Raw genomic sequence first — 11,534 nt, forward strand, 5'->3', positions numbered from 1 at the left:
GCGTCATGGGGTGGCAGGGTTCGGTGCACGGGTCAGTCGCCGATGACGAGGGCTGCCGTGGCGCCCGGCGTGCTGCCGGTCTCGGGCCGGAAGTCCAGCTGGAAGGCCGGCGCCAGGTCGTCTTGTCCGTGCCAGTCCCGGACCCGCAGCGGGCGTCCCTGTCCGTCGCCCTGGAGCGTCGCGGTGACCGTGTAGCGGCCGATCGGGATGTCCTCGATCTGGAAGAGGTCGCGCCAGTAGTGGTCGTTCAGGCGCAGTCGCAGCTGCTTTCCGGCCGAGCCGTCGATCAGCGGGCCGTCGGGCGTCAGGACCAGTTCGACATCCTCCATGTCGTGCTCGAAACCGACTTCCCGGCTGGGATGGATGTAGCCGCCGTAGTAACCGGCGTCGTTCTCGGGCCTGCGCCCTTCCAGCTGCCAGGTGAAGTTGCGCACCGCGCCGTCCTGGTCGAAGGAATCGGCGGCGTCGGGACGCAGGCGGAGGGTGTAGGTCTGCCCGTTGTAGTCCTTCTTGAACGTGGCGTACGCGCGCCATGCGCCGGGCTGCACCCTGACCCGGTAGCTGCCGTCCTCCCCGGTGGTGGTGTCGATGTAGGACGTGCGGAACACCGAGTTGTCGAGCAGGATCTTCGCGCCGGCGATCGGATTGCCCTGGGTGTCGACGACGGTTCCGGTGGCGTAACCGTCTTCCGCGCGCGCGGTGCCGGTGGCTTCGCCGGCTTCGCAGGCGGCGAGCGTCGACAGCATGAGGCCGGCGAGCAACAGCATTGATGTCCTGGTCATGTGCATGGCTTCGGGTGGCGTCGTGTCGGTTCGCGTGGAATGGCCGGCGGCGGCATGCTTCGGTCGCATGCCGGCACGGAAGTGACCGGCGCCCGGCCCCATCGGGACTGGGCCGGGCGCCGGTCGTGCAATCAGCGCCCGAACAGGCCCTTCAGCAGCTTCTTGGCACCGTCCTTGGCCGCCGGCTTCGCGGCGTCCTGGGTGGTCGCGGGTGCGGCACCGCCGCCGGACGGCATCAGCATCGCGGTGGATTTGTTGCGCACGTGCACGCGCCAGCCGGGCTGGCTGATGGTGCGCTGGTTGCCGTAGGCGATCATCTGCACCATCGGCGCGCCGCCGGTGAACACCTCGCGCGGAATCTTGCAGTTGCGTGCATCGGCGCCCAGCAGCGTGCGCTTCTTCGTCCACTGCGCGACCAGCGATTCGGGCAGGAAGTCGACCAGCTCCGGCCCGGCGTAGCCGTCCTCCGAGCTGCTCCACATCACGATGGTGTCGCCGTCGGAGGCGGTGGCATGGATGAAGTAGGCGCGGGCGCCGTCGACGCCGTTCCAGCGCAGCTGCGTGCCCTGGTCGGTGGCCTCGCGCTCGAGCTTGAGCTCGGGCAGGAAGTCGTGCTCGCGGCCGAGGTCGAACTGCATCGAGCCGGGCAGCCCGTCGCCGGTGACGTGGTGCGCGCCGACCAGCGACGCCTTCGCCGGAACCGACTTGCGGTTGGCAGGATTGGGCCACAGCGCATGCTGCGGGCCGGGGTTGATGCCGTGCTGCGGGACGCTGCGCGGGGTCATGGCGCGGCCGCTGTGGACCGGCTTGCCGTTGCGCACGCTCATCGTGAACTCGGCCGGTTGGCCGGCGCGCACCTGTTCGCCGCAGCCCCAGTAGTAACGGATCGTGTAGGGACCGCCGTCGGCCAGCGCCACGTTGGCGGTCGCGCCGTCCGCGCCGCCGCCGTCCTGCGTCTTGCGCTCGGGCGGCAGGAGGTCGATCTTGTCGCCAAGGCGCAGGTCCCTGGGGATCGCCTGGCTGGCCGGCGCGCCGGGCTTGCTGCGGTTGTCGAGCGCGACGTCCATGTACTTGCCGGGCATGCCCGGGTGCCGCGCCATGCCGTAGCTGGCGTTGCCGCCGCCCATGGCGCCGGCCACGCGGCCGAGGGCGCCCAGTCCGGCCATGCCGGGCATGGTGTGCGTGGCGACGTCGATGTACAGGTCGGCCTGTGTGGCCTGTGCGGCCGCGGGAGCGGGAAGGACGGCGGCCAGGGCGAACGCCAGCGCCGATGGAACGAGGGAATGGGAAACGTGCATGTTGGAGCCACCCGAGGAGGGGCGGGTCGAACGGCGACCCGGCCGTGCCCGGTGCGTCCGGGCACCTCATCCACGAGATCGGAGGGCGGGGACTGACAGCGGAAGTCGAACCCTGCCGGCGTGGCCGGCATCGGCGGAGGCGACGTGGGGACGCAGGGGCGCCGGGACGGCCTCCCTCCTGCGCATCGGGCGGCGTCTTGCCGGCCGGTGCCGCGGCGGTCAGTGCTGCTTCGCGAGCGCGGCGTAGCGCCGGGTCCCGGGGTGGTCGTTGCCGAACGTCCTGGCGTACCCGTCGAGCGCCTCGGCGATCATCGGGGCCGCGAGCCCGGGCCGGTGTTCGATCTCGAAATCCGCTCGTGCGGCGAGTATCCGCACCCATTGCGTCCCGTTGTCGACCCCGGCGGACCGGGCTTCGGCGACGGTCCGGTCGAAGAGTTCGCCGGCCTCCTGCACGCGGCCCAGCCGCGCCATGGCGCGGGCACGCAGCATCCGCGCGGTCGCGATCCGGCGGGGGTCCCAATAGTCGGCGTCGGCGTAAAGGGCCATCGCCTGGTCGGCGAGCGCGAGGGCGTCCGCAGTCCGCTCCTGGTCCAGGCGCAGGGTCGCCAACTGGACCAGGCAGTGCCCGATCTCGGGATGTGCGCCGCCCAGCAGGCTGCGGCGCAGTGCCAGGGACTGTTCCAGCAGGAGCTCTGCCTCGGCGAAGCGGCCGAGCCGGCGATACGAATTGCCCAGGTTGGTCGTGGCAATGGCGTAACGCATGTCCTGCTGCCCGAACAGTTCGCTGGCCGCGTCCCTGGCGCGCGCGATGAGTGGCGCAGCTTCCTCGTCGCGCTCGGCAAGCTCGAGCGCCAGCGCCAGGTTGTTGTACGTCGCGGCAAGCATTTCGGTGCGTTCGCCCGGCGCGAGCGATTCCTGGATCGCAAGCGATTCACGCAGCTCGCTTTCCGCCGCATCCAGCCGCCCCATGTGCAACAGGACCAACGCCGAATTGATCAGGATCGAGGCTCGGTCGTAACTCATCGGCGTGTAGAGCCGGCTCGCGAGATCCAGCGCCTGCTTCGCCTGCGCGTGCGCCTCGTCATGGTCGCCCCTGGTCAGCGCCAGGCTGGAGAGCATGAGGTGCACCTGGATGCGGCGCGTGGGCGGCACGCTGTCCGTCGATTTCAGCGCAAGCGCCTCGCGCAGCAGGCCGTCGGTGCGCTGGTCCTGCCCGGTACGGGACAGGTCGAGCGCGCTGCCGAGGGCGAGCAGGTAGGCGAACAGGGCCTCGTCGGATGCGTTGCGCTTGCGTGCCAGCGCCAGGGCCGCCTCGGCGCGTTCGATCGCGGAGGGTGCCTGCCCCGCATAGGCCAGCGCCGTGGCCATGTCGCGCATGAGCAGGCCGTGCCGCGCGCCGGGAACCCGGCCTGATGACGCCAGCAGGTTGGCCGCGGTCTCGAACTCGGCCACGGCGTCCGCCGGGCGTTCCTCATCGAGGTGCAGCTGGCCCAGGCTGGTCCGGGCCTGTACCCGCAGGTCCAGGTCGCGGCGGGACTCTGCCAGTTCGAGGCCCTGCCGCAGCAAGGGGGCTGCGGCTTTCGTTTCGCCGATCTTCCGGTACAGGTCGCCGATCAGGAGGAGCATCTCGGCGCGCAGGTGGGGGGTGTCGGAAAAGGCCGTGCGGATCTGGTGGGCGCCCTGGTCCAGCAGTTCGCGCGCGCTGATCACGCGCCCCTGGGCCACGTCCGGGTCGCTGGCCTCGAACAGCTGGGCCATGAAGTTGCGCGCGGCCAGTGCGCGTTCCGCCTCCTGCCTGGCCTGCTGCGCTTGCCACAGCGTCGCCCCGATGCCACCCGCCAGGCTCAGTGCCAGCAGCACGCCCGCGGCCACGCCGATCTTGTTGCGCGTGGCGAACTTGCGCACGCGGTAGCCCAGCTTCGGCTTCTGCGCCAGCACCGGCTGGCCGTCGAGCCAGCGGCGCAGGTCGTCGGCCAGGGCCTCGGCGGTGGCGTAGCGCTGTTCGGGTTCCTCGGCCAGGGCCTTGAGCAGCACCCGGTCCAGGTCGTTCTTCAGCGGCACGTAGTGGCGGTGGTAGGCGTCGCCGGCGTCGCGCACCAGCAGCGAGGGCCGGGTGGTGTCGGTGCTCTGGGTCGCGGCCTGCGGCGTGCGCCCGGTCAGCAGCCGGTGCAGGAGGGCGCCCAGGCCGTAGACGTCGACCGCGGTACTCGGCGGCGCGCCGGCCAGCTGCTCGGGCGCGGCGTAGCCCGGGGTCAGGGCGCGCCACATCGTCTGCGTCTGCTCGCCCTGGGCGTCGGCGAACTGGCCGATGCCGAAGTCCAGCAGGCGCACGTGGCCGTCGTCGTCGACCAGCACGTTGGACGGCTTGATGTCGCGGTGGATCACCAGGTTGCGGTGGGCGTAGGCGACCGCGCCGCAGACCTGCAGGTACAGGCGCACGATCGCGTGCGCATCGGGCGAGTGCGCCTCGCACCAGCGGTCGATGCGTTCGCCGTCGACCAGCGGCATGGCCAGCCAGAAGGTGCCGTCGTCGGCCACGCCCGAGTCGATCAGGGCGGTGACGTTGGGATGGTTGAGGCGGGCCAGGATCGCGGCCTCGCGGCGGAAGCGCTCGCGGCCGGTGGCGCCCAGTGCGCCCAGGGTGAGGATCTTCACCGCCGCCTGCTGGCGGGCCATGCCCTGCTCGCGCCAGGCGCGGTAGACCACGGCCATGCCGCCGCGGCCGAGCTCGGCGTCCAGCGTCCAGTCGCCCAGGCGGCAGCCGGCCAGGTCGCTGCCGCCCGGATCGAGCGAGGGGCGTGGCTTGCAGTGCGCGGTGATCAGCTGGACCAGGCGGCGGCGCACCGGTTCGGGCAGGGCGTGGCCTGCCAGCCAGGCGTCGCGTTCGGAGTAGGGCAGGTCCAGCCACTGGTCGAAGGCGGCATCGGCCGCCTGCCAGTGCGCGATTTTTTCAGGGTCCATCATGGCTCACCACGAGATTCGGCGGCGGCGACTGACAGGCCAGGCGCCGGAATGCAGTCGAACTACGGGACTGCCAGGCAAGTCGCCTCGTCGGGCCTGGCAAGGCAATGCGAAAGGGGCGGTCTGTTCCCAAGGTCGCCAAGCTCGGCGACGAGTTCGGCCTGGGCCGCCGCGTCGCCCGCGTTGCGTGCCAGCAGCAGCGACAGCATCCACGGCCGCATCCACTGGAAGCGGGTGACGTCGGTCTCGGCCGGATAGCGCTGGCGGAGGGCAGCGGCCAGCCGGCCGGCTTCCTGGCGTTCGCCGCGCGCGAAATGCAGCTCCGCCTGGGCCTGCATGCGCTGGATGACGTCCGGCGCGCCTTCTGCCTGCGGGCACTGGGCGAGGGTGCGTCCGGCCGCGGCCACCTTCCCCAGCCGGAGCTGCGTCGTGGCGAGCAGGCCGCAGGTCCCGTAGCCCTGTACGGTGCTGCGGTAATCAAGCTGTTCCAGGATTTGCCAAGCCTGCTCCAGGTTTGCGAGCGCGATGTCGAGTTCGCCCATGCTCAGGTGCGCATGGCCGCTCATCCGGATGCAGGACTCGATCTGCTGCTGGTTGTTGGGGATCTGCGTGTAGATCCCGTCGGCAACCGAAAAGTGTTCCAGCGAATCGGCGACGCGGCCGGTGATGTAGAGATAAACCCCCGCGGCGCAGTGCGCGAGGGCCTTCGTCGAATGGGGGCCACGGTAGATGCGGTCGGCAATCTCGACCGCTTCGAAAACGACCTGTCCGGCGCGTTCGTCGTTGCCGGCCGTCAGGAGCAGCGGGCTGTTGTTGGCCAGCGAGAACACGTAGCCACCGCTGTCGGCTCCGTTCACCTGGCGCGACATCCGGATGATCTCTTCCGCGCGCGCGAGATGCCCTTCCATGTCGTCCGGTTCCATCCAGTACGCCAGGTCGAGCCGGCCGACCAGGGCGCCGAGGTGGAGCTCGGTGTCCTGCAGCCCGTGTCGGGGCAGGGCTTCCAGGACGCCCTCGAATTCGGCGAGCGCGGCATGAGGCTCGCTGAACGCAAGCGCTTCGCCGAGCCTGACCCTGGCATTGAGGTGCGGAACCGCATCGCCGCCATTTGCCAGGGCCAGTGCACCCAGTTCAACCGCGCGGCGTCCATGCCGGACGGATGCGCCGGCCTTTCCTGTTTCCCGCATCACGCGGCTCAAGTCGGACTCGATGCGGGCGTGTTCCGCATAGGCCGCCGTATCCCACGCCGACAGGATCTCGCTGGCTTGCGTCAGGTCGGCCAGCGCCTTGTCGAGGTCGTCCATTTCGATTCTTGCCCGGCCGGTGAGCATCAGGATGTCGGCGGCGGCCAGCGGGTCGGTGTCCAGGACATTCGAACGCGCGCGGCGTGCGCCTTCGTCGAGCAGTTCCAGCGCCGTCGGCACGCCGCCCGACGCCGGCTCGGTGGACTCGAACACGTGCGACAGGAAGTCGCGCACCAGCACCGCGCGCTGCGCCTGCACCTTTGCGTTCTCGGCCTCGCGCCTGGCCTCGCTGGCCTGCCACAGCGTCGCCGCGACGCCGGCGCCCAGGCTGGCCGCCAGCAGCACGCTGGCAGCCACGCCCGCCCTGTTGCGCGCCATGAACTTGCGCATCCGGTAGCCGAGCTTCGGCTTCTGCGCCAGCACCGGCTGGCCGTCGAGCCAGCGGCGCAGGTCATCGGCCAGCGCCTCGGCGGTGGCGTAGCGCTGTTCGGGTTCCTCGGCCAGGGCCTTGAGCAGGACCCGGTCCAGGTCGTTCTTCAGCGGCACGTAGTGGCGGTGGTAGGCGTCGCCGGCGTCGCGTACCAGCAGCGAGGGGCGGGTGGTGTCGGTGCTCTGGGTCGCGGCCTGCGGCGTGCGCCCGGTCAGCAGCCGGTGCAGCAGCGCGCCCAGGCCGTAGACGTCGACGGCGGTGCTCGGCGGCGCACCGGCCAGTTGCTCGGGCGCGGCGTAGCCCGGGGTCAGGGCGCGCCACATCGTCTGCGTGCGCTCTTCCTGCGTGTCGGCGAACTGACCGATGCCGAAGTCCAGCAGGCGCACGTGGCCGTCGTCGTCGACCAGCACGTTGGACGGCTTGATGTCGCGGTGGATCACCAGGTTGCGGTGGGCGTAGGCGACCGCGCCGCAGACCTGCAGGTACAGGCGCACGATCGCGTGCGCATCGGGCGAGTGCGCCTCGCACCAGCGGTCGATGCGTTCGCCGTCGACCAGCGGCATGGCCAGCCAGAAGGTGCCGTCGTCGGCCACGCCCGAGTCGATCAGGGCGGTGACGTTGGGATGGTTGAGGCGGGCCAGGATCGCGGCCTCGCGGCGGAAGCGCTCGCGGCCGGTGGCGCCCAGTGCGCCCAGGGTGAGGATCTTCACCGCCGCCTGCTGGCGGGCCATGCCCTGCTCGCGCCAGGCGCGGTAGACCACGGCCATGCCGCCGCGGCCAAGCTCGGTGTCCAGCGTCCACTCGCCGAGGCGGCAGCCGGCCAGGTTGTTGCCGGCCGGATCGAGCGACGCGCGCGGTTGCTGGTGTGCGGTGATCAGCTGGACCAGGCGCCGGCGCACCGGCTCGGGCAGGTCCTCGGTTGCGAGCCACGCGCCGCGTTCCGGATCAGGCAGGTCCAGCCAGCGGTCGAAGGCGGCGTCGGCGGCCTGCCAGTGGGCGATTTTTTCGGGATCCATCATCGTCCTCACGAAATCCACCGGCGGGAACTGACTCCTCCGCCAAGGCGCAGGGCGGCCCGCGCTGCCTCAGGCGTCGTCGCCTTCCTCGTCGAGCATCGCCTGCAGGAACGCGCGCGCGCGTTCCCATTCGCGGTAGACGGTGCGTTCGGAGACCTCGAGCAGGGCGGCGATTTCGGCAAACTCCATGCCGGCGAAGTAGCGCAGCTCCACCACCCGTCGCCGCTGCGGGCTGATCGCCTCCAGCGCCTCCAGGCCCTGGTCGAGCATCAGCACGCTGGTCAGCGCCGGCGGCGCGTCGGGGATCTGGTCGTCGAGCGCGACCATCACCTGGCGGCCGCCGCGCTTGTCCGCGCCGCGCTGGCGCGCGTGCTCGACCATGATCCAGCGCATCGCCTTGGCCGATGCGGCGAAGAAATGATTGCGGTCGGCCAGCGACAGCGGCGCGCCCTGGGTGATGCGCAGGAACAGCTCGTGCACCAGCACGGTCGGCGTGAACGTGGATTCGTTGCCGTACATGCGCGAATTGGCCAGCCGCCGCAGTTCGGGATACAGCGCCTCGAATACGGCCCCCAGCTGCGCCTGCTCGCCGTCGCGGGCCAGCGCCAGCAACCTGGTGATGTCGGTATCGGACACGCCCCTTCCCCTTGTCCTTTTGCCCCTTCCGTCGGAACGGACGCTAGCAGCCGCCATGCGCGGGGGCAATCGCGGCGCACGCGGGTCGCCCGTACGGGGCGCCGGACAGCGCATCGCCGCCGTTTGCTGCAGCGCGGCAGCGGCGGACGGCGGCGTGGGCGGCGATAATGCCCCGCTTTCCCACGCGAACGCGCGCATGCCCGCCACGTCCCCGAATGCCACCATCGCCCTTGCCGCCGGCGGCACCGGCGGTCACCTGTTCCCGGCCGAAGCGCTGGCGCGCGAGCTGCAGCGCCGCGGCCATGCGGTGGTGATCTACACCGAACGGCGCGGCGCGCAGTACACGAAGGCGCTCGAAGGCATCCCGCACGTGGTGCTGCCGGCGCGCAGCCTGGCCGGCGGCATCGGCGGCAAGCTTGCCGCCGCATTGGTCATCGCGCGCGCGGCGCTGGCGGCGCGCCGCGACATGAAGCGCCGCCGGGTGGCGCTGCTGGCCGGCTTCGGCGGCTACCCCAGCTTCGCGCCCGCTGTGGCGGCAAGGACTCTGGGCCTGCCGCTGCTGCTGCACGAACAGGCCACGCGGCTGAGCGTGGCCAACCGGCGCCTGCTCGGCTCGGCCGCCGCGCTGGCCACGTCGTTCCCGCAGGTGTCGGGCACGGACGATTTCGACCCCGCGCGCATGACCGAAACCGGCAACCCCGTGCGTGCGGAAATCCTCGCCGCGCGCGGCGACTACCCGGGGCTGTCGGCCGACACGCCGATCGAACTGCTGGTGGTCGGCGGCAGCCAGAGCGCGCGCGTGTTCGGCGACGTGGTGCCGCCGGCGCTGCTGGCGCTGCCGCCGGACATCCGCAGCCGCCTGCGCGTGGCGCTGCAGTACCGGGGTGACGATGCCGACGCCATTGCCGCGCGCCTGCGCGAGGCCGGCATCGACGCCGACGTGCGCCCCTTCTTCGACGACATGGGCGCGCGCCTGCGCGCCGCGCACTTGGTGGTCACCCGCGCCGGCGCGACCACGGCCGCCGACCTGCTGGTCGTCGGACGCCCGGCGATCTTCGTGCCGATCCCGCACGGCGGCTCGCGCGAGGAGCAGCGCCGCAATGCGGACACGCTGGCCGACGCGGGCGTGGGCTGGTGCGTGCCGGAGCCGGAACTGACGGTGGAGAAACTGTCGGGACTGCTGGGCGAGCTGTTCGCCTCGACGATCAAGCTGCCGCAGGCGGCGGCGATCGCCGCGTCGATGGGCCGGCCGCAGGCGGCGGCGGACCTGGCGGACCTGGTGGAGCGGATGCTGGCGCGGGGCACGCGATGAACATCAGGTTTGCGGCCATGCAACCGTGCGCGGTCGACCGCTTCGCTCCTTCCCCTTCAAGGGGAAGGCGGGGATGGGGATGGGTTTCGCTGCGGCGGGCGGGAAACCCATCCCCACCCAACCCGTCCGGCCCGGCGCAGCGCGCCGGTCGTTCGTTCGGCCTGCGCGGCAGTGCCGCGCAAACAGGCCGCCCTCACCCCCTTGAAGGGGAGGGCTTCCAGCCCGGCTTCGGAACGAATTGATGAATGCCCGAGAGCTCGACATCCTCATCATCGGCGGCGGCCACAACGGCCTGGTCTGCGCGGCGTACCTGGCCGCGGCGGGACTGAAGGTGCATGTGCTGGAGCGGCGCGGCGTCGTCGGCGGCGCCGCGGTGACCGAGGAATTCTTCCCCGGCTTCCGCAACTCGGTCGCCAGCTACACCGTCAGCCTGCTCAACCCGCGCGTGATCGCGGACCTGCGCCTGGCCGAACACGGCCTGCGCGTGGTCGAGCGGCCGTACGCGAACTTCCTGCCGCTGCCCGATGGCCGCGCGTTCCGCCTCGGCGGCGAGCACACGCAGGCCGAAGTCGCGCGATGGTCGACGCGTGACGCCCAGCGCCTGCCGGAGTACTACGCAATGCTCGACCGCGTGGTCGTGGTGCTGCGCGAGCTGATGACGCGCACGCCGCCCAACGTCAGCGACCGCTTCGTGCTTGCCGACTGGCTGGGGTCGCTGTCGGTGGCCAGGCAGTTGAAGCACCTGGACATGCGCGGCCGCCGCGACCTGCTCGACCTGTTCACCAAGTCCGCGGGCGAGATGCTCGACCAGTGGTTCGAGTCCGAGCCGCTGAAGGCGGTGCTCGGCTGGGACTCGGTGGTCGGCAACTTCGCCAGCCCCTACACGCCCGGCAGCGCCTACGTGCTGCTGCACCACGTGTTCGGCGAGGTCAACGGCAAGTCCGGCGTCTGGGGCCACGCGATCGGCGGCATGGGGGCGATCACCGCGGCGATGGCCAAGGAGTGCACGGCGCGCGGGGTCGAAGTCGAAACCGATGCGGAGGTCGCGCAGCTGCTGGTCGAAGGCGGCAAGGCCGTGGGCGTCGCGCTGGCCGATGGCCGCGAGCTGCGCGCGGGCGCCGTCGTGTCCAACCTCAACCCGAAGCTGCTGTACACGAAGCTGGTCGAACCCGGCGTGCTCGACGAAGACACCGCGCAGCGCATCGAACGCTACCGCTGCGGCTCGGGCACGTTCCGCATGAACGTGGCGCTGTCGGCGCTGCCGGACTTCAACGCCGCGCCCGGCACCGCGCTGCAGCCGCACCACCAGAGCGGGATCCTGATCGGACCGTCGCTGCGCTATTTCGAGCAGGCCTACTTCGACGCCAAGTCGAAGGAGCACAACCCGGGATGGGCGCGCGCGCCGATCGTCGAGCTGGTGATTTCGTCCACGCTCGACGACACCCTGGCGCCGCCCGGCCAGCACGTGGCCAGCCTGTTCTGCCAGCAGGTGCACCCGGACGTGGACGGCGGCTGGGACGCGCACCGCGACACCGTGGCCAACCTGATGATCGACACCGTCGACCGTTACGCGCCGAACTTCCGCGCCAGCGTGCTGGGCTACCAGGCGCTGTCGCCGCTGGACCTGGAGCGCACGTTCGGGCTGGTGGGCGGCGACATCTTCCACGGCTCGCTGGGCCTGGACCAACTGTTCAGCGCGCGCCCGCTGCTGGGGCAGGGCAACTACCGCGGCGCGCTCGAAAACCTCTACCTGTGCGGCTCGGGCACGCATCCTGGCGGCGGCGTCACCGGCCTGCCGGGCCGCAACGCCGCGCGTGAGATCCTGCGCGACCTGCGGCGCGGCCCACGGCCGTAA

At 71.4% G+C, this 11,534-nt stretch carries 7 protein-coding genes; 2 read left to right on the forward strand and 5 right to left on the reverse strand.

Annotated elements, in window-relative coordinates:
* Positions 1-32 precede the first annotated feature (32 nt).
* From ABD679_RS02390 to ABD679_RS02410, 5 genes are all read right to left on the reverse strand, one after another.
* Entirely contained in the window at positions 33-782 is a 750-nt protein-coding gene (locus ABD679_RS02390) for a carboxypeptidase-like regulatory domain-containing protein (RefSeq protein WP_344758345.1), read from the reverse strand.
* A gap of 131 nt (positions 783-913) precedes the next feature.
* Entirely contained in the window at positions 914-2,080 is a 1,167-nt protein-coding gene (locus ABD679_RS02395; RefSeq protein ID WP_344758346.1) for a hypothetical protein, read from the reverse strand.
* A gap of 219 nt (positions 2,081-2,299) precedes the next feature.
* On the reverse strand, positions 2,300-5,041 hold the full coding sequence (locus ABD679_RS02400) for a protein kinase domain-containing protein (protein WP_344758347.1): 2,742 nt from the start codon (positions 5,039-5,041) through the stop codon (positions 2,300-2,302).
* A gap of 62 nt (positions 5,042-5,103) precedes the next feature.
* Positions 5,104-7,731 (reverse strand): serine/threonine protein kinase, encoded by a 2,628-nt coding sequence (locus tag ABD679_RS02405; RefSeq protein WP_344758348.1) that lies wholly within the window; start codon positions 7,729-7,731, stop codon positions 5,104-5,106.
* A 69-nt stretch (positions 7,732-7,800) separates the two neighbouring features.
* Positions 7,801-8,367, reverse strand: coding sequence for an ECF-type sigma factor (locus ABD679_RS02410; RefSeq protein WP_344758349.1), 567 nt, complete (start codon positions 8,365-8,367; stop codon positions 7,801-7,803).
* Between the two features lie 196 nt (positions 8,368-8,563).
* Here ABD679_RS02410 and ABD679_RS02415 point away from each other — a divergent pair, with 196 nt between their 5' ends.
* A complete protein-coding gene (locus ABD679_RS02415; RefSeq protein WP_344758351.1) occupies positions 8,564-9,679 on the forward strand; it encodes a UDP-N-acetylglucosamine--N-acetylmuramyl-(pentapeptide) pyrophosphoryl-undecaprenol N-acetylglucosamine transferase in 1,116 nt (371 codons plus the stop codon).
* A 241-nt stretch (positions 9,680-9,920) separates the two neighbouring features.
* The gene (locus ABD679_RS02420; RefSeq protein WP_344758352.1) at positions 9,921-11,534 is read left to right on the forward strand and encodes a phytoene desaturase family protein; all 1,614 of its coding nucleotides are present in this window, start codon (positions 9,921-9,923) and stop codon (positions 11,532-11,534) included.

The organism is Luteimonas lutimaris (assembly GCF_039537065.1).
GTDB classification, from domain to species: domain Bacteria; phylum Pseudomonadota; class Gammaproteobacteria; order Xanthomonadales; family Xanthomonadaceae; genus Luteimonas; species Luteimonas lutimaris.

Coding starts and splice junctions, on each gene's coding strand:
- ABD679_RS02390 (WP_344758345.1), bottom strand. CDS start 782: ATGACCAGGACATCAATGCTGTTGCTCGCCGGCCTCATGCTGTCGACG.
- ABD679_RS02395 (WP_344758346.1), bottom strand. CDS start 2,080: ATGCACGTTTCCCATTCCCTCGTTCCATCGGCGCTGGCGTTCGCCCTG.
- ABD679_RS02400 (WP_344758347.1), bottom strand. CDS start 5,041: ATGGACCCTGAAAAAATCGCGCACTGGCAGGCGGCCGATGCCGCCTTC.
- ABD679_RS02405 (WP_344758348.1), bottom strand. CDS start 7,731: ATGGATCCCGAAAAAATCGCCCACTGGCAGGCCGCCGACGCCGCCTTC.
- ABD679_RS02415 (WP_344758351.1), top strand. CDS start 8,564: ATGCCCGCCACGTCCCCGAATGCCACCATCGCCCTTGCCGCCGGCGGC.
- ABD679_RS02420 (WP_344758352.1), top strand. CDS start 9,921: ATGAATGCCCGAGAGCTCGACATCCTCATCATCGGCGGCGGCCACAAC.